Source organism: Rhodohalobacter sp. 614A, from assembly GCF_021462415.1.
Classification (GTDB): domain Bacteria; phylum Bacteroidota; class Rhodothermia; order Balneolales; family Balneolaceae; genus Rhodohalobacter.
The window spans coordinates 34,945-53,381 of sequence record NZ_JAKEDS010000006.1 but is presented as its reverse complement, the minus strand read 5'-3'; the positions used below and the strand labels follow the sequence as shown (position 1 = coordinate 53,381).

The 18,437-nt window shown below is 43.7% G+C and carries 25 protein-coding genes; 24 read left to right on the top strand and 1 reads right to left on the bottom strand.

Annotation, left to right across the window (positions count from 1 at the left end; genetic code table 11):
• Positions 1-11: 11 nt before the first annotated feature.
• From L0B18_RS18980 to L0B18_RS18905, 16 genes are all read left to right on the top strand, one after another.
• Positions 12-356: a P-II family nitrogen regulator gene (locus tag L0B18_RS18980; protein WP_234573523.1), complete on the top strand. Its 345-nt coding sequence runs from the start codon at positions 12-14 to the stop codon at positions 354-356.
• 91 nt (positions 357-447) lie between these two features.
• A complete protein-coding gene (locus tag L0B18_RS18975) occupies positions 448-834 on the top strand; it encodes a DUF302 domain-containing protein (RefSeq protein WP_234573522.1) in 387 nt (128 codons plus the stop codon).
• Between the two features lie 45 nt (positions 835-879).
• Complete coding sequence (locus L0B18_RS18970; RefSeq protein WP_234573521.1) at positions 880-1,359, top strand: hypothetical protein; 480 nt, start codon at positions 880-882, stop codon at positions 1,357-1,359.
• A 2-nt stretch (positions 1,360-1,361) separates the two neighbouring features.
• Positions 1,362-1,577 (top strand): hypothetical protein, encoded by a 216-nt coding sequence (locus L0B18_RS18965; RefSeq protein WP_234573520.1) that lies wholly within the window; start codon positions 1,362-1,364, stop codon positions 1,575-1,577.
• Positions 1,578-1,592: 15 nt separating this feature from the next.
• Positions 1,593-1,781, top strand: a complete 189-nt coding sequence (locus L0B18_RS18960) for a hypothetical protein (RefSeq protein ID WP_234573519.1) — start codon at positions 1,593-1,595, stop codon at positions 1,779-1,781.
• Positions 1,782-1,795: 14 nt separating this feature from the next.
• Entirely contained in the window at positions 1,796-2,086 is a 291-nt protein-coding gene (locus L0B18_RS18955) for a DUF5676 family membrane protein (RefSeq protein ID WP_234573518.1), read from the top strand.
• 182 nt (positions 2,087-2,268) lie between these two features.
• Positions 2,269-3,003, top strand: a complete 735-nt coding sequence (locus L0B18_RS18950) for a cytochrome b/b6 domain-containing protein (RefSeq protein WP_234573517.1) — start codon at positions 2,269-2,271, stop codon at positions 3,001-3,003.
• A gap of 10 nt (positions 3,004-3,013) precedes the next feature.
• A complete protein-coding gene (locus L0B18_RS18945; protein WP_234573516.1) occupies positions 3,014-3,535 on the top strand; it encodes a helix-turn-helix transcriptional regulator in 522 nt (173 codons plus the stop codon).
• A gap of 27 nt (positions 3,536-3,562) precedes the next feature.
• Positions 3,563-4,312, top strand: coding sequence for a Crp/Fnr family transcriptional regulator (locus L0B18_RS18940; protein ID WP_234573515.1), 750 nt, complete (start codon positions 3,563-3,565; stop codon positions 4,310-4,312).
• A 166-nt stretch (positions 4,313-4,478) separates the two neighbouring features.
• Positions 4,479-5,081: a DUF6448 family protein gene (locus L0B18_RS18935; protein ID WP_234573514.1), complete on the top strand. Its 603-nt coding sequence runs from the start codon at positions 4,479-4,481 to the stop codon at positions 5,079-5,081.
• Positions 5,082-5,171: 90 nt separating this feature from the next.
• Positions 5,172-5,396, top strand: coding sequence for a heavy-metal-associated domain-containing protein (locus tag L0B18_RS18930; protein WP_234573513.1), 225 nt, complete (start codon positions 5,172-5,174; stop codon positions 5,394-5,396).
• A 12-nt stretch (positions 5,397-5,408) separates the two neighbouring features.
• Positions 5,409-7,358: a heavy metal translocating P-type ATPase gene (locus L0B18_RS18925; RefSeq protein WP_234573512.1), complete on the top strand. Its 1,950-nt coding sequence runs from the start codon at positions 5,409-5,411 to the stop codon at positions 7,356-7,358.
• A 467-nt stretch (positions 7,359-7,825) separates the two neighbouring features.
• Positions 7,826-8,905, top strand: a complete 1,080-nt coding sequence (locus tag L0B18_RS18920) for a site-2 protease family protein (RefSeq protein WP_234573511.1) — start codon at positions 7,826-7,828, stop codon at positions 8,903-8,905.
• A gap of 107 nt (positions 8,906-9,012) precedes the next feature.
• Positions 9,013-9,228, top strand: coding sequence for an SHOCT domain-containing protein (locus tag L0B18_RS18915; RefSeq protein WP_234573510.1), 216 nt, complete (start codon positions 9,013-9,015; stop codon positions 9,226-9,228).
• Between the two features lie 21 nt (positions 9,229-9,249).
• Complete coding sequence (locus tag L0B18_RS18910; RefSeq protein ID WP_234573509.1) at positions 9,250-10,107, top strand: restriction endonuclease; 858 nt, start codon at positions 9,250-9,252, stop codon at positions 10,105-10,107.
• Positions 10,104-10,439 (top strand): glutaredoxin family protein, encoded by a 336-nt coding sequence (locus tag L0B18_RS18905; protein WP_234573508.1) that lies wholly within the window; start codon positions 10,104-10,106, stop codon positions 10,437-10,439. The genes L0B18_RS18910 and L0B18_RS18905 overlap by 4 nt, the downstream gene beginning before the upstream one ends.
• Before the next feature lie 53 nt (positions 10,440-10,492).
• On the opposite strand, the gene L0B18_RS18900 is transcribed toward L0B18_RS18905, so the two are convergent.
• Positions 10,493-11,023, bottom strand: a complete 531-nt coding sequence (locus L0B18_RS18900; protein ID WP_234573507.1) for a hypothetical protein — start codon at positions 11,021-11,023, stop codon at positions 10,493-10,495.
• A gap of 206 nt (positions 11,024-11,229) precedes the next feature.
• Between L0B18_RS18900 and L0B18_RS18895 the strand changes: the two genes are divergently transcribed.
• From L0B18_RS18895 to L0B18_RS18860, 8 genes are all read left to right on the top strand, one after another.
• Positions 11,230-11,445: an SHOCT domain-containing protein gene (locus L0B18_RS18895; RefSeq protein WP_234573506.1), complete on the top strand. Its 216-nt coding sequence runs from the start codon at positions 11,230-11,232 to the stop codon at positions 11,443-11,445.
• A gap of 17 nt (positions 11,446-11,462) precedes the next feature.
• Positions 11,463-12,494 carry a type II glyceraldehyde-3-phosphate dehydrogenase gene (locus tag L0B18_RS18890; RefSeq protein ID WP_234573505.1) on the top strand — a complete coding sequence of 344 codons (1,032 nt, stop codon included), beginning with the start codon at positions 11,463-11,465 and terminating at the stop codon, positions 12,492-12,494.
• 62 nt (positions 12,495-12,556) lie between these two features.
• Positions 12,557-13,231 (top strand): methyltransferase family protein, encoded by a 675-nt coding sequence (locus L0B18_RS18885; protein ID WP_234573504.1) that lies wholly within the window; start codon positions 12,557-12,559, stop codon positions 13,229-13,231.
• Between the two features lie 201 nt (positions 13,232-13,432).
• Positions 13,433-13,768 (top strand): glutaredoxin family protein, encoded by a 336-nt coding sequence (locus tag L0B18_RS18880; RefSeq protein ID WP_234573503.1) that lies wholly within the window; start codon positions 13,433-13,435, stop codon positions 13,766-13,768.
• Between the two features lie 2 nt (positions 13,769-13,770).
• Positions 13,771-14,526, top strand: a complete 756-nt coding sequence (locus tag L0B18_RS18875; RefSeq protein WP_234573502.1) for a PPK2 family polyphosphate kinase — start codon at positions 13,771-13,773, stop codon at positions 14,524-14,526.
• 386 nt (positions 14,527-14,912) lie between these two features.
• A complete protein-coding gene (locus L0B18_RS18870; protein WP_370647621.1) occupies positions 14,913-16,136 on the top strand; it encodes an MFS transporter in 1,224 nt (407 codons plus the stop codon).
• On the top strand, positions 16,133-16,873 hold the full coding sequence (locus L0B18_RS18865; protein ID WP_234573501.1) for a hypothetical protein: 741 nt from the start codon (positions 16,133-16,135) through the stop codon (positions 16,871-16,873). Before L0B18_RS18870 ends, L0B18_RS18865 begins: the two co-directional genes overlap by 4 nt.
• Before the next feature lie 269 nt (positions 16,874-17,142).
• On the top strand, positions 17,143-18,432 hold the full coding sequence (locus tag L0B18_RS18860) for a hypothetical protein (protein WP_234573500.1): 1,290 nt from the start codon (positions 17,143-17,145) through the stop codon (positions 18,430-18,432).
• Positions 18,433-18,437: the final 5 nt, after the last annotated feature.

Sequence of the window (18,437 nt, the reverse complement as noted above, 5' to 3'; positions counted from 1 at the left end):
GTGAGGTACTTATGAAACTTGTAAAAGCTTACATCAGGCCCATACTGCTTGAAGATGTGTATAAAAAACTCCGTTCATCTGGTCACTGTTGCGTAACTGTATTCAAGGGTGAAGGTACAGGCCAATATAGCGATTCCAACAAGGAACACGGCTCCTTTTTCTTTCCAGCCATGCATTCTCGTGTGGTAAAAATGGAAATTGTGGCACTGGATGAAAACGTGGATTCCATTGTAAAAGTCATAAGAGAAACAGCATCGACAGGTACTCGTGGGGACGGCAATATTTTTGTGATGGATATTGAACATGCAGAACGAATCAGGGATGGTAAAGTGGGAAGAGAAGTGTTGAGCGGTTAATTTTCAGGATTTAAGCTTGCTTTAAGCATCTTGGACGTATGTTTAAGCAGAACATAAATATTAATCAAACGAATTAATCCGTAAAACAATCATGAAATACTTTACTTCAAAAACTGTCGACCTTTCCTACGATCAGGCTATTGAAAAAGTCACCGGGCTTCTTAAGGAAGAAGGATTTGGTGTGCTTACAGAAATAGATGTAAAAAATACGCTTAAAGAGAAATTGGATGTGGATTTTAAAAAATATAAAATCCTCGGAGCCTGTAATCCGAACTTTGCCCATAAGGCACTTCAGGCAGAAGATAAAATTGGTGTCATGCTGCCGTGTAATGTTATTGTCGAAGAGCATGAAGACGGCACCGTAGAAGTTTCGGCTGTCAATCCTGTTGCATCCATGCAAGCAGTTACCAATGATGATCTGCATCCTATTGCAGGCCAGGTAAGAGATAAATTAGACAAGGTAATCGACAACCTCTAAGAACATTATTCAACAAACAGTTAAATCAAACAAAAGGATATTATTATGAAACGCTTAACACTTATTCTAACCACATTTTTTCTTTTCACCGGATTAGCATTTGCACAGCAACAAAACGAAGATATGCAAATGAAAAAGCAGCAGATGATGGAAATGATTCAAGACTCCACCATGCGAACCATGATGATGGAGCATATGACACAGAATCCCGAAATGCGCAAGCAGATGATGCAGTCTATGATGCAAAACATGAACATGGATAACACCATGATGATGGGTAACATGCAGAAAATGATGGATAACCCTGAAATGAAAGAACGCATGCAAGCCCACATGAAGATGATGCAGTCCATGATGGATGGAGATATGGATCACTCGAAAATGATGAACATGATGGAAGATTCGTCTATGATGAAGATGCACATGATGTGCATGCAAATGATGCAGGGTGATATGATGAACGGCCAGGGAATGATGAACAAAAATGGAATGAACGGCAATAATCATCAGCAACATCACAACTAACCATGGACTGGTTAAACACACTAAATACCCATTGGGCCCCGGTATTATGGATTTTAATGGCCGGGGTTTTTCTTCTGGTCTGGTACCTGGCCTTGCGCGGCAAGCACCGGCTTGAAATCAGAAATGCAGCCATCGAAGTTCACCGCAGGCGATTTTATGCAGGAGAAATAACCGAAGAGGAGTTTAAGAACCTTCAACATTCATTAAAAAACGAATAATTAAATATTTCAAAAATGAGCAAGCATAATCTATGGATGATTATCGGATGCGGTATTCCGCTTCTGCTTCTGTTTATAGCTCCGATGCTGGGGCTTAACAGCAGTATAACTTTATTCCTTTTTATAATAGCGATGTTTGCTTGTCACATTATGATGATCGGACATCACCAAAAAGGATCCAAACATAAAGATCATCAACATTAAATATAGGAGGGATCATGAAAACACTTAACATTAAAAGAATGGGGTTTGCATTTGGCGCAACAGGCACCATTCTTTACATAGGCTGCATTTTACTGATGGTTACAGTTGGCAGAGAAGGCACCATCTTCTTTTTTAACAACCTGTTACATGGACTGGACGTAGAACCAATCATTCGGATGAGTGTGCCTGCCATGGACGTATTTTTTGGCATTATTCAAACATTCATTTTGAGTTGGTTGATTGGTGCTTTGATAGCGGCAATCTATAATATTGGCATAGGTGATGAAGAAGAGCAGCTGAAATAGGCTGAAACCAGATCAATGAATTAAAGTTGCTGATAAATTTCGTCTTCGGTGCTCAGGAATATTCGAATTAAAATTTAATATGATGATCAAGAGTGGTTTTCTACATCATTTGTTTGATGCGTAAGTAAGGTGAATATGGAATATTAAGACAGAAACCAACCTTCACCTTATGGAGTATAACCATGAAAAAGACTACCGTTTATGATTGGCCTACGCGAATTTTCCACTGGCTTTTCGCCTTCCTCTTTTTGGGAGCTTATCTAATTGCCGAAATAGTAGACGATGAAAATCCGGTCTTTACGCTCCACATGTTGGCAGGACTGACAATCGGTTTTATATTAATTCTGAGAATTATTTGGGGATTTATCGGGACCACCTATGCCCGCTTTTCATCCTTTAAATTAAATCCAATTGAATTTATACAATATCTAAAAGATGCTGTTGTCGCCAAGACCAAAAGATACCTGGGACACAATCCGGCCTCCAGCTATGCGGCTCTCGTGATGTTTATATGCGCTGCCGGATTAGCCATCACTGGTGTGATGATGACGAGTGGTGGAGAGAGCGATTTCTATGAAGAGACGCATGAACTCCTGGCTAATATATTTCTGATTACGGTTATCGTCCACGTCGGCGGTATTATATTCCATCATCTTAAACATCGCGATTCGCTGTGGTCGAGCATGATCGATGGCAAAAAGCAACCGCTACCAGAAAAAACAGGCATTACCAATAGCAAGCGATTTGCCGGAATGCTATTTTTAATTCTTACATTAATGTGGTCGGGCTACTTGTATTCCAAGTACGACAGTACGAATCAAACGATAGATTTATTCGGACAAGAGCTGGTACTCGGTGAGGAGGAACATGAGTCTACTTACGAAGGAGAAGTCCACGAAGATGAAAATAATGATTAAGCGATAATAAATGAATAGAAATGAACGGTGGGTCATTGCCGCAATCCTTTTTGTAATAGCGGTTCTGGCATCCATAGACATCTATAATGACTATTTTGAAGGAGTGGCCTTGTGGCATATTTCAATTGAAGCTGTCGTAGGATTTGTTGCGATGGCAGGCGTTTTTTATTTGGTCCGGGGTCGCTTCAAATTGCAGCACTCGTTGGCTAGAGAGCAACAGTTTTCGAAAGATCTTCAGACTGAGGCCCAGAAATGGAGGAAGGTGTCCAAAAAATATGTGAAGGGTCTGAGCATTGAAATAGAAAACCAGCTGGATCGGTGGGACTTGACTGAGGCAGAAAAAGAGGTCTCTTTTTTACTGTTAAAAGGATTTAGTAACAAGGTAATTGCTGAGGTTAGAGGAACCAGTGTCCCAACTGTTCGGGCACAGACCAATGCGATCTATTCCAAGTCGGGGCTGTCGGGACGTTCCGAGCTGTCCGCCTTTTTCCTTGAGGATTTACTGCTGCCCCAAAAGCAGGAAACAAGTTAATATTTTGGATTAAACCACTTTTAACGTATGTCAAAAAAAAGGGAAACTCCGCTTCACAGTCCGTCCTTGGAAGGGCATCACTGTAGCGTTGACCTGCGCCTGGAGAAGCTGGGGATGGTTCCGTTTTTTCAAGATTTATCTGAAGAACAGCTCCGCGAAGTAAATAAAAAATTTACGGCTAATCACTATTCCAAAGGAGAAACGATTTACCGGCAGGGTGACTCTGCAACCATGCTTCGGGTGGTCGTCGCGGGAAACGTAAAATTGGTGGCTCACACCCTGGAGGGAGAAGGTGTGCTGCTGGATATGCTGCAGCCGGGCGATTTTTTCGGAAATCCCACGGCCGGCAGCAAGGATGTCTATAATGAAACAGCAGAAACTCAAACATCGGCTTGTATCCTTTCGATCAGGATTAGTGATTTTAAAGAAGTCATGAACCGGTATCCCTCGGTTGCTATGTCGGTTTTAGATATCACGGCTGACCGCCTTAATGAATCGAGGCAAAGGATACAGCATCTGACCACTTTGCCGGTAAAAAAGAGGTTGGCTCATATCCTTGTAACACTGGTCAATAAGTTTGGTGAAAAGCACAGTCGAGGATTGCTTATACAGCTCCCGCTTTCACGCAAAGACCTGGCTGACATGGTCGGTACATCTGCGGAAACCACCAGCCGGATTATGAGTCAATTCCAAGAGGATGATCTCATTACTTCCGGTCGCCAGTGGGTTGCGATCAATGACAAGCCGGAACTGCTGCGTATTTCGGCTGAAGATTGATCTCTCCCTGTGTATTTATTGCTTCCGTAAGCTGCCTTTCATTTAGTCCCCTCCCCTTTCTACAAAATTTATTTGCACTAGCTTGATCCAGCTCATTTTAGTGCTGTTACCCGCCTGTTACCTTTTGATTGAATCTAAATGACAAACCACACAAAAGGTACTCATTATGAAATACTTAGAATCACATATAAAAACCACATTAGCATCAATTTTCACGCTAGTATTTATGCTTGGCTTTGCGTCAACCAGTCAGGCCCACTGCGATCGGGTTAACGGTCCGGTCGCAACAGATGCCCGAAAGGCCCTTGAAACCGGCGATCTCTCTCATGCGCTTATTTGGGTAACAGATCAGCAAGCCGAGGAACTCAAATCCACATTTGAGCAAAGCCTGGAAGTTTATACCAAGGGTAATGAATCCCAAGAGCTTGCCGTACGCTATTTTATTAGTGAGACAGTACGACTGCACCGCGAGGCAGAAGGCATGCCCTTTACCGGTCTAAAACCCGCCCAACCAAGCTCCAAAGATATCCAGATAGCCGAACAAGCACTTGTCTCAGGCGAACTGGCCCCGGTTACCGACATGCTGGCGAACGAAATCCAGAAGAAAACCTCGGAACTTTACAGCAAAGCTATGGAAGCCAAAAGCAAAAAGGATAACAGTGTTGAAGCCGGCCGCGAGTGGGTAGACGCTTATGTAAAATATATCGTATATGTCCACAAACTGTATCAAAAAATCCAAGCCGGACCAGCCCACGGCGTAGGAGAGTAACACATATTGCCAGAGACCTGTCAGTTTTAAAACCTGACAGGTACTCAACAACAGGCAAATAAATCTTAAGATCGAATAGAGGTACTCATTATGACAACGACAAAAACAATATTGCGAAGCGATGAGCTAAGCTGCCCGTCATGCGTAAACAACATCGAATCGAACCTGAATCAGACAGAAGGCGTATCCAATGCCAAGGTCCATTTTAATACCGGCCGCATCGAAGTAGAACACGATCCCGATAGGGCCTCCGAAGAGAAACTGATAGAAGTCGTCCGACATTCAGGCTACGAAGCTCAAATCTCTCCATTTTAAATCCACAAGACTATGAAATTACTTCAAAAACTAGTGCGTAATGCAACAACACGGAAGAAAGCACTACTGATCGTCAGCGGCCTGCTCATCGCAGCCGGATGGGCCGCAAATTTCTTTGGGGCTTTGCCCCGGCTGTTTGACGTCCTGATGTTGCTGGCCACGCTGACGGCCGGGTTTGAGATCGCCCGCCGGGCCTGGCAGGGGCTGCGGAACCGGCATACTAATATAGAACTGCTGGTGGCCATCGCTGCCACGGGCGGGATCTTCATCGGCGTATTCTGGGAGGCTGCGGCCGTTACTTTTCTGTTTCTGCTGGGCGGCTGGCTGGAAGCCCGAACGATGAGCAAGACCCGCAATACCCTGAAAGAACTGATTAATATGGCCCCGGAAACTGCAATAGTTATAGATGGTGGAGAACGGAAGGAAATTCCGGCCCGGCAGGTTCAGGAAGGTATGCGGGTGTTGGTAAAACCCGGATCAAAAATTCCGGTTGACGGCCTGGTGGAATCCGGTACTACGTCGATAGACGAAAGTGCGATTACCGGAGAGCCGATCCCGACCGAAAAGCAGACCGGATCGGAAGTGTATGCGGGTACCATCAATAAAAACGGTCGTATTTTTGTGAAGGCAACCAAGGCGGGTGCAGACACTACGTTGGCAAAAATTATCCGGCGTGTGGAGGAAGCCCAGGAAGAAAAAGCTCCTACACAACGTTTCATCGAACGATTTGCCCGGTGGTATACCCCCGGAATTGTGGGCTTGAGTATCGTATCCTACTTGTTTACCTGGGACCTGGAGCTGGCGCTGACGCTGCTGGTGATCGGCTGCCCCGGGGCTCTGGTGATTTCTACCCCAATCTCCGTCATAACGGGTATAGGCAATGCTGCGAAAAAAGGAATTCTTATCAAGGGTGGTGAATATTTGGAAAATGCAGGTAAAGTTACCGCCATTGCACTGGATAAAACCGGTACCCTGACAGAAGGAAAACCGGGCGTTATCGAGATTATTTATTTTTCAAGGGCCATTGCTGTAGCCGGTGGTGGCCAGGAAGAGTTTCCGGCAGTTCATACGGTTTCTTTGTCTGATCGAAATAATGAGTCGCTGCCATTGGAAGGTGAAGAACTTCTCTATTGGGCTTCCATAGCCGAATCAGCCTCCGAGCATCCGCTGGCGGAGGCCATTATAACGGAAGCGGAAAAATCGGGCCAAATTCCGGAACCCGATGAGTTTGAATCTTATACCGGACAAGGAATTGAGGCGGTATTGGGCGACGATCATATCTATGTAGGGAAAGCTGAGTTTCTGAAACAAAAGAGGATCTCTATTAGTGAAAACATTAATAAAGAGATACGGAGTCTGACGAATAAAGGAAGAACCGTGGTTCTGGTAGCACGAAATAATAAACTACTTGGAGCTATTGGGATAGCTGATCAAATGCGCCCGGATGCTCCAAAAATGATATCAAAACTGCGTGAAAATGGCATTGAACGTATTGCGATGCTTACTGGTGATGCCCGGCCAACGGCCGAAGCGATTGCCGAAGAGACAGGGATCACGGAGGTGCATGCGGGCATTCTGCCGGAAGACAAAAACGATATCATCATTGAAATGCAACAGCAAGGGTACCAAGTGACTATGATCGGTGACGGCATCAATGATGCCCCGGCGTTGGCTACCGCAGATATCGGCATTGCCATGGGAGCAGCCGGCACCGATGTGGCTATCGAAACGGCTGATATTGCACTGATGGCCAATGACCTGATGAAAATACCCGAGGCACTTCGTCTTTCAAAAAAGACGTTACGCAATATACATCAAAATGTAGTAATTGCTCTGATTACAGTGACCGCACTGTTGGCGGGTGTAATGGCAGGGTCGGTGCATATGGCGGGCGGTATGTTGATTCATGAGCTGTCGGTGATGGCCGTAATTCTAAACGGTATGCGGCTGCGATGGGGTTAAGGGACATACATAACGAATTAGTAAGCATTTTTGGTTATGCTTTTGGGATGTATTGCTCAAGTTTGTGCGAACACGTCATCTGGCATAAGTTACGATTTGACAGATAAATAGAAGCCTGTGTTGCACTTATTACTTGATCTCAGGAAGCAAAATAATGTGAGATTTCTTTCCGGTTTAAGCTTCATTTCAGCAATGCCTTCGCATGTTATGTAAAGAATATAAGATCCGCTAATTACAACCTTCAATTATTGATATGGAAACTTTGAAAAACCTACTTCGCAATCTTATCGATAAGATCGATCAACTGCTGGGGAAGTCCGGACTACAGGAAATTCCGCTAAGAGTACGTGAAAAAAATCACCCAACGACCTATAGGACTACCAGGCACCAATACACAAACGGGTAATACCTTGAAATAACCATCTGCTTTTATACAATAAATAACCACCAATAAAAAGAATACTACCATGAAATGGTCCTTATACATCGGTAAACCGGCAGGAATTAAAGTCTTTATTCACTGGACCTTTATCCTGCTGGTCATCTGGCTGTCCTGGATGCATTTGCGACAAGGCCACGGTTTGAATGAAATTTTAATGGGCCTCTTTTTTCTGATCTTCCTGTTTGCCTGTGTAACACTACATGAATTTGGACATGCTTTGGCAGCCCGTAAGTATGGAATTGACACAAAAGACATCAATTTATTGCCCATTGGCGGGGTGGCAAGGCTTGAACGAATGCCCGAAGATCCTAAACAAGAATTGGTTGTTGCCGCTGCCGGACCGGCGGTCAATGTAGTGATTGCAGTTGTGTTATTTTCTCTGTTATTGATTACAGGCCAGGGTCAAATAGATATCAGCCATCATGTTACTGGGAGTAATTTCCTGTCCGATCTTCTGATCATTAATATTATTCTTGTAGTGTTCAATTTGATACCCGCTTTTCCTATGGATGGAGGCCGGATGCTTCGGGCACTTTTGGCTTTTAAGATGAAGCGAGCCAAAGCCACTCAAATCGCAGCTTCAGTCGGTCAATTACTGGCAATCGCCTTTACCATGTTTGGACTCTTCTACAATCCATTTCTATTATTTATTGGAATTTTTGTATTTCTTGGAGCCGGTGCAGAATCACGACAGGTTTCCATGACTGAATCCCTAAAAGAGATTAAGGTAAAGGATATCATGACCGGAAACTTTCAAAGCGTATCCTTGAGTGCTACTGTTTCTCACGCGGCTTCCGTTATGCTAAAAAATCAATCTTCAGAATTGGTTGTAATCAACGGGGATATTTTTATTGGGTTGATATCTTTCAAGTCTGTCATCAATGCTTTGCAAGCCGGTGAAACAGAATACCCCGCAGCAGAACTGATCCAGGAAGATGTAATTACCTTGCATCCGGAAACATTACTGGTAGAATTAATTGAAAATAGTTCTCCAAAACATCAATCACTGTATCCGGTTATTCGAGAGGACAAACTATTAGGAGTTGTTACTGAGAAAGATTTAAATAATCTCCTTTTGGAACGGCAAGCTCTGTTAAATCAGTAAGATTAATTTCTTAAAGTTTCCGTTTTAAGCTTGTTTTAAGATACCCATTCCTATTTTGTAAGCAGCTTTAACACACTTTAAACAACAGCAATTTAAACATCAGAACGATGTTCTACGATCATCATCTTATAGGCATGCACTGGCTCTGGTGGGTCATTTCAATCATAATTATTCTGCTGATTGCTTTCAATATTATACCTTTTCGACCTAAAAATGATCTGAAAGAAGATGCCATGGATATTTTAAAGATAAGATTCGCCAAAGGAGAAATTGAGCGCGAGGAGTTTGAAGAGCGAAAAAAAATTCTAAAGCAAAGTAAGTAGTCAACAAACGGCCTAAAAAAAATGGCAACATTCAACGTAATGAAAGCGTCCGGAGAAAGTGAACCTTTTGATGAGAATAAGCTTCGCCATTCTCTCAGAAAAGCAGGTGCCAATCAACAGATTACAAACAAGATTATTCACTCTATCCAGCGGATTCTATTTGAAGGGATTACGACTGAAAAAATATATAAAGAAGCTTTTAAGCAACTCAGCCAATACTCAAATTCTTCGGCTGGCAGATATAAATTAAAAGAAGCCCTGCTGGAATTAGGGCCTTCCGGCTATCCTTTTGAAAAATTTATCGGAGAACTTCTAAACAGGCTCGGTTATCAAACTGATACCAGAGTTATTGTTGACGGGAACTGCGTCTCCCATGAAATTGATGTTATCGCAGAAAAAGACGACGAACATTTTATGATCGAGTGTAAATTTCACAACCGGAAAGGCCATAAATGTAATGTAAAAATCCCACTTTACATTCAATCACGATTCAAGGATGTGGAAAGAAACTGGAGGAGCCAACCCGGTCACGAAGATAAGCAACACCAGGGCTGGGTAGTTACCAACACCCGTTTCACCACAGACGCCCTGCGGTATGGCAAGTGTGCAGGCCTTAAACTGTTAAGCTGGGATTATCCGGAAAATAACGGACTAAAAGACCTAATCAGCCATGTACATCTTCATCCGATTACCAGCCTGTCAACCCTAAGCAATCAAAAGAAAAAGCTCCTTTTGGAACAAAATGTTGTCTTCTGCAAGCAGATATGTGAGGACAAGCAAGTTCTTAAGAGTATTGGGCTTGATAATCATACCATGAACAAGGTCTTTGAGGAAGCCATGGATATATGTAATGTTAAAAATAATTCAGTGAAAAGATGAATGATTCCAATAATAACCACATAGAAAAAAGTACAACCATCATTATTTACTGTAAGGAATGGTGTGAATATTTAAAAAACGTAGTTAATCTTCTGTGGGAGCAACAACAAAATTTCACATTTATTGATCTTCGGTTTGATACATTAAAAGCTAACGAGTTGATATCAAAGCTGGGTAATCCGCTGATTTTACCCATACTAGAGATCAATGGTGTCTATTATGAAAAACCATCGTTTGCAGAGGTCACAAATCAGCTTGAGTTAACCCACTGGAGACAAAAAGTCGACCAAACTTACTATGGTAAAGAACCATCCGGGGACAATACTTATTAAAACGGATCGACAGATAGATGAATGAATCCCGATTTTTTTAAGGGTAATCAACCTCATTGGACTTTTCTTATGGATAAGCTGGTAAGATAAAAAATCAAAGCCGGCAGAATCATAAATTGCAATACGGGAGATAGGCCGACTTCTACGTAAGGTAGCAGCGGCATTGCATCAGAGTAGCTCCAGCTCCCGGCGGCAAGATGTCTGAGTTCGCCCAAAATGGCCCCTATCCCACCTATAAGAACCAAAGAGATCACGTTATGGATGGTCACTCTGCCCGGCCAATACGGATCTTTATAGAACAGGCTAAAGGCAAAATAAAGAAGCAGTACCATCAACATATCGGCTACGGATGCCAATGCACAAAAGGAAATATGATTTAAATCATAGACGTAGCCCGAATAAAGCGGTCCCTGGGCAATCTCCCACACAAGGTTAAGCAAAAAAGCCAGGCCGCTGATTTTTAATATGAGTTTGTTGAAGACATTTTTCTCTGAGACTTTTCTTGAATAATAGATATAACAGGCTGTAATAATGAGCAATACTATCACCGGAATAATAAACTGAGTGAGCTTTAATTCTGTCATTTTATACCCTTTCTTGATTATGGATTTGTGCTTTTAGTGTAGTGTATATTCTACATACGCAATGGTTATCTCACATCTGAATGTATCAAGAGACATAAACTTCTTTATTTGGTTTAAGCTTTATTTAAGGCGCTTACATCTATCTTATAAATAATAGCTTAAATAACCGAACACGATATTTTCAGTTAAATAAAAATTACAAAACCATGTTTTACAATCATCATTTTTTCGGCATGCATTGGATCTGGTGGATTGTGATCTCTATAGGACTCCTTTTGGTTTTTTTGGATTTGATTCCATATTGGCGCGATAGTGATAACCGGGAAGACGCAATGGATATATTGACTAAGAGGTTTGCCCGTGGAGAGATAGAACGCGAAGAGTTTGAGGAGCGTAAGAAAGTTTTAAAACTAAACAAGTAAAATTAAAAAATACAACAATGGAAAAGATCAAAATAGCCGTAAACGGATATGGCGTCATCGGAAAACGGGTGGCGGAAGCAGTAACCTTGCAAGAAGATATGGAACTGGTGGGCATCGGTGATGTAGCTGCCGACTGGAGAATTAAAGCCGCAGCCGCCAAAGGGTATCCGATATTTGCCAATACGGACGAAGGCCGCAAAGCGATGGTCAATCAGAATATCTCGGTGACCGGAGGCCTGGATGATTTGCTGGAGGCCGCTGATGTGGTGGTGGATTGTGCTCCGAAAAAATTCGGCGCGCAAAATGCCGAACGGTATAAAACGGCAGGTGTGAAGTTTATCGTGCAGGGCGGGGAAAAGCATGAGACGACCGGGCATTCCTTCAGCGCGGAAAATAATTATGCCTCTGCTTTAAATCGGGAAAGTACCCGCGTGGTCTCCTGCAACACCACCTCTATCGTACGGACCCTCAGCGCATTAAAACGAGCGGGATTACTGAATAAAGCACGTGGCACGCTGTTGCGCCGAGCCACCGACCCATGGGAAAGCCACAAAAACGGTATCATGAATACAATGGTTCCTGAACCGGAAATTCCCAGTCACCAGGGCCCGGATGCCCAGAGCGTAGATCCCGAACTGGATGTGGTAACTGCCGCCGTAAAAGTACCCCAAACACTTTCCCATATGCATTACTGGACCGTGCAATTGACCAAAGAAGTATCTAAGGAGGACGTGCTGAAGGCTTTTAGTACCTCAATGCGAACCGCATTTATCAATATGAGCGATGATCTTTCGGCCAATAATGCCGTCAAGGAACTTATGCTGGATCTGGGTCGTCCCCATGGGGATATGTACGAAGTGGCCATCTGGGAGGATATGCTCAAAGTGGAAGGTGACGAGCTATACTACGCCTACCTGGTCGATAACCAGGCGATTGTGATTCCTGAAACCATCGACGCCATCCGAGCGCTGACCGGCATCGAATCGGACCCCAAAAAATCGATTGATAAAACAAACCGTTCGCTGGGCGTTACGCAACGGTTCATTTAGTAAGGTTTGGTTTCATTATTAAGAGGGCTTAGTAAAAATTTCAAACAATACGGAATTGTTACATGGAAAGAGGATTTGAACATTCAGGTGCCTGGATTATAGCGCTTTTTGTGATCGTTATTGCGTCCTGGCTTTTATACAAATATCTGGCACCCAAAACATGGCGGGAATGGATGGGAGCCGGATTGATTCAGGGCTTCATCATCGCACTGTATGCAGAGATGTACGGCTTCCCGCTTACCATTTATCTGATGGTCCGGTTCCTGGGATTGGATAGTGGTAGTGGTGATCTAAACGCCAACCTTTGGTCTACTTTAGTGGGCGTTGGTGAAGCGGGTATGATGATCTCGATGATCGTGGGTTATATCCTTCTTTTTGGTGGATTTGGCATTTTTATCCAGGGCTGGCGGCAGCTGTATCACGCCAAACAGGAAAACAGGCTGGCCACCGACGGACTGTACAGCCTGGTCAGGCATCCCCAATACACCGGGTTGTTTATCGGGCTTTTTGGAGAGGGGGTCATTCACTGGCCGACTATATTTTCCGTTGGCCTGTTCCCGGTCATCGTTATCGCTTATGTCCTGCTTGCCAAAAGGGAAGAGAAGAAAGTGATCGAGGAGTTTGGAGAAGAGTATCTCCAGTACAAGCAGAACGTCCCGGCCTTCCTTCCGGTGAAAGGCAAATGGAAACAGTTTCTGCAACGGTCACCCAGCGGTTCTTCAGACAACCCAGACTAATCGATTCAATTCGAGAGAATGGATTCAAAATACAACAAATAACATAGTTTTGACTGACAGGTGTAAAGCGAATAGGATGTGGTACTTAACAGATTATAACCTTCAATATGATCCCCATCCCTCCAACGGGATAGCGCTTGACCGGCTTTATCCTGGATTTTATTCAAAACGAAATTTTTTAATACAAAACATATCTAATCCATGAATAACCAAACAGATAGTAGCCCTGATAAAAAAAACGAAACCACAATAATTATATATTGCAAGGAGTGGTGCGACTACCTCCGCAAACTGGTCAATCTGCTTAGGGAAGAGAAATGGTCGTTTACATTTTTCGATCTACGATTCGATTCCAAAAAAGAAAAAGAACTGGTGGCTGGACTTGGCAATCCCCTGATCTTGCCTATTCTCGATATCAACGGCACCTATTACGAAAAACCGTCTTTGTCAAAAGTTGATGAAACTCTTGATCTGATCCGCTGGAGACAACAGGTTGATCAAATATACTATGGTACAAAATCACCCGGAGATCATTAATCATGAAACCTGAGCCGTTTTATACTCTTTCTTCACAACCACCTGATTCTGTCAACAAATCTAAAATAAAAAAGGAAACCAAGGCCCTCAAAAAAAGATTGACCGAGTTGCAAAATGTGTTTTATGCCGATGGTCAACATGCCCTGCTGGCAATTTTCCAGGGAGTGGATGCTTCCGGCAAAGACGGAACGGTCAGAAATGTATTTTCGGGAGTTAACCCTGCCGGGTGCCATGTTAAATCATGGAAGGTTCCTTCGAAGGAAGAACAGCAGTATGATTTTCTTTGGCGCATTCACAAACACGTGCCGCCCAAAGGAATGATCCATATTTTTAACCGTTCGCACTACGAGGATATTATTGTGTCGCATGTTAAAAACCTGGTGCCTGTAGAACAGCTTCGAAAGCGTTATGACTCTATCAACGCATTCGAGCACCTGCTGAAAGAGGAGAACAACACGGTTGTCCTTAAATTTTATCTCCATATTTCCAAAGAAGAGCAGATAAAGCGGCTCAATCAACGACTGGAAGATCCGCGAAAACGATGGAAATACGATCCCGGCGATTTTGTTGCCCACAGCCATTGGGACAACTACATGCAGGCCTACCGGGAAGTTTTTGAACAATGCTGCGAGGCGGCCGACTGGCACGTGGTGCCTGCCGACCAAAAATGGTACCGGAATTTTATGGTGATCAAGAAGATAGTTGAAAGACTGGATCAACTGAATCTGGCCTATCCTTCACACATCAAAGAAAGATAGTCTGTTTATGCAGTACTTTACTTTAAGACAGACTTGGTCTTCACATCTCCCCGGAGATTTCCAATCTGAAGTATAAACAGAAAAAAACGCCCATTGTTAAAATGGTCCTGTACTAATTTCAGATGTACGCCTCTTAATAGGTGACAAATCAGAAAAGGCAGATGAAGTAACTAAATACACCATAAACCAAACCCTTTTGAATTGAACATGCTGGTATATAGATATATAGACTATTTTGCCAGATCAGTTAAAAAAGTAAGCAATAATCAGACAGAATCACCGGGGAAAATTGTAATAATGTGATTCTTTTAAGTCGGCTTTAAGGGGAGCAACTCTATACTTGTTAATATCACTCTTTAATTGCTTAATGAAGCTTTAAGTTTGAAATGAATAAAAAAGAAATTGGAATCCTGCTTTTCTGTCTATTTCTGGTAATGATCGGCTACGGACTGACACTGCCCATTCTTCCGTTTTTGGTGGAACAATCAGCGCGTTCGAATGAACTGTTCAATCTTTCCCCGGCTATCCATGTAGGATTGATGACCGGGATTTTCCCGCTGATGCAGTTTATTGCTGCTCCTCTTTGGGGCCGGTGGTCCGACCGCATCGGGCGGTCCCCCGTGCTGGCCGCGGGCATGGGTGGCTATGCCTTCTCCCTGATCCTGTTTGGCTGGACAGATGACTTAGTTCTATTATATGTACTCCGGGTGGCAGGAGGACTTTTTTCGGCCTCGGTATTGCCCACGGTCAACTCCTGGGTTACGGATCTCAGTCCGGTTAAAGACAGGGGCAAAGTGTTGGCGTGGACGGGTGGAGGGGCCAGCCTTGGGGTTATCTTCGGTCCGGTCCTGAGTTCTTTCTTTATGGATGTTGATTGGTTTAACGGATGGTCCTGGAAGCTGCTGGCCGCAAACGCCTATACGGTGCCCTTTTTGATTGCCGGTGGGTTTTCACTCTTGGCTCTGGTGGCTGTGGTATTCTGGTTATCCGATGTATCATCTCAGAGTGGAAGCAGTGGCTGTCAACAGAGTAATATTGGTTTTTTAAGCATTATGAAGGGAAAGATGCTCCCAATACTCATTTACGCCCTGATTGCACAGGGAGCACTCTCCATGTTCGAAACCACCTACGCCCTGCACGCACAGCAGATCCTGGGGTACAGCGTTTTGGAAATGGGATTTATTTTTATGGCCTGTGCACTCGGGATGAGTATCAGTCAGATCGGGCTAACCGGCTCTCTGATCGACCGCTGGGGAGAGGAGCGGCTATTGCCCGTTGGATATCTGCTGGTAGGGCTGGCTCTTTTCCTTTTGATGTTTGCCAATGCTTTTGCCCTCATTATTATGGTGGTCAGCATTCTGGCGTTGGGCATGGCGTTGGTTACACCGGGCCTGGCTTCGCTGACGAGTAAAATAAGTGACAGCCGGGTCGTTGAGCGGATGGGACTGCTGGCATCCATCAGCAGCTTGGGGCTTGCCGCTGGTTCGTTCCTGGGAGCTGGGCTGTATTCGCTGAATATTCATTTGCCATATTTTTTGTTTTCAATCTTGGTGTTGATGGTACCGGGTTATATGTTGCGGATGTTTCTAAATATCAAAATGAATCAATGAATCTTAGAATAGCCAGAAGTAAACAACATGTAAAGTACAGACGGTTTGTAGCTATTCTTATGATGACGGGATTTTTATTTTTGTCGACATATCCCGGCACTATTGCAGCACAGCAAGCGCAAAAGATGCTGCTCTTTGAAATCGACGGCAACCGGTATGAAAAGCGTAATTTTAACAAACAAGGTGAGTTGCAATCTGTTCAAAAACTTATTATTGGCTCCATCGAGGAAAAAGAGAATATCTACCAACTTCCTGTAGAACTGTATTCGTATAATGCCAAAGGAGAGCCTCAGGACAGTACAAAAACAATCTATACCTGCCGCCCGGATGAACAGCAAGTACTGTTAAATATTTTCCCCTTTACAGATTACGGACAAGGCAGCGAAATCAAAGTCAACCTGTTGGATACGAACGCTTTTTACCCAACAGCTCCCAAGCCCGGCTGGGAGATGGAACCTATTGAATTTACCTTGAATATTGATAAAGGATTAGTGGGTTTCCTGGGAGGAAAAAGCAAAATATCTATCAAAGACCGACAGGTGGTATCTAGCGATACCCTACAGTCCTGGCAGTATCAAATTAATTCAGAAGTTGATCTTGGAGTGTATGTAATGGGCATTAAGATGAAAGGATTCGGTTACCGTGTTATTGAGATTCTTGACAAGAGCCAGGGCATTATCTGGCAAAAATTTATCAGCAGAGATGATGGCAGCTATTTTGTGATACAGCTGGTTTGAAAACTTCTTTTAGCGAAAAAAAACATCAAGTTTTTCCACCTCTTACTACCCAGAATTAACAGCCAAAATCCAGCTATCCTGAATTTCTATCTTCGCATTTTCAGATCAAATTTTACAGTCTTTTTTGTCTGATTTAAGCTTGTTTTAAGGATAGAGGCACTATCATTAAGGAAGAACTTGTATATAAACTGTCATTCTAACCAACACTACGAACTTGAATACAGGATACATCAGGAAAAAAAATAATAACATCATTAACTGACATCATTATGAAACTAAGCATCAAACATATCACTTTTGGGATCATCGCATTCTTTTTGAGTGTGGGAAATGTTTTTGGGCAATTTACGCGAGACCTGCAATATTTCACATATCCCGATCAGCGGGGACTTAATCAGTTCGAGGCTCCTTTTGAAACGGATATAGAATTTAATGGTATAAACATTCGGGTCGGAGGGGCAAATACGCTACAGTTCCAGGGGCTGCGACACGATAATACAGCAGGCAATCTATCCGATTTAGAATCGAATTTTAACTTGGCCACTTCCAACCTGGATCTGGATGTGGCTCTGGCCAGCGGCGTGCGTATGCACCTGCGTACTTATCTATCATCGCAAAACCATAATGAAGCGTATGTTAAAGGAGGCTACCTGCAAGTGGACCGGCTGGATTTTATCAGTGAAGACTTCCTCTCCGGACTGATGGACAAAGTACGCTTTAAAGTGGGCCACATGGAATTAAACTATGGCGACAATCACTTCCGAAGATCCGACAATGCCCAAGCCATTTTCAACCCCTTTGTAGGCAACTACATTATGGATTCGTTTACCACTGAAGTGGCCGGCGAGGTGTATTACTACAATGAAGGCCTGCTGGCTATGTTCGGAGTAAGCAACGGCAAACTGAACCAAAGTGTGACAGACGCCGCCGAGGATGACTTTAAAACCAAAGCCACCGTTTATGGAAAACTCGGCTACGACAAACAAGTAAATGACGATCTGCGCGTGCGGCTGACCGGTTCCATCCTTAATATTTCACAGTCGGCTTCTATTTACATCTATTCAGGTGACCGGGCCGGTTCACGATATTACGATGTTATAACCCCGGGCAACTTCCGCGCGGGCCGCTTTGCCCCAAGCTTTACTCCGGGCTTCGGCCAGCCCGCAGCCCCAGGCGAAATGACGGCCTTCATGATCAACCCCTTCATCAAATACCAGGGTCTGGAATTCTACGGGGTCTATGAAAATGCGTCCGGCAAAATCAAATCTGCCGATGACCGACGCAACTTTAACCAGTATGGAGCCGAACTGTTGTATCGATTTGGTGCCGGTGAAGACCTCTATATTGGTGGACGTTATAACCTGGTGGATGGCGAAATGACCAGTGGTGACATTGAAATCGATCGCTTCAACATTGGCGGCGGCTGGTTCCTCACCAAAAACGTGCTGGCCAAGCTGGAGTATGTAACTCAGAACTATGACGGAGAAGGTTATGCCGGTTCGCCTTATGACGGTGCTGAATTTAACGGCGTAATGATGGAAGCTGTCATCAGTTTTTAAAAAAT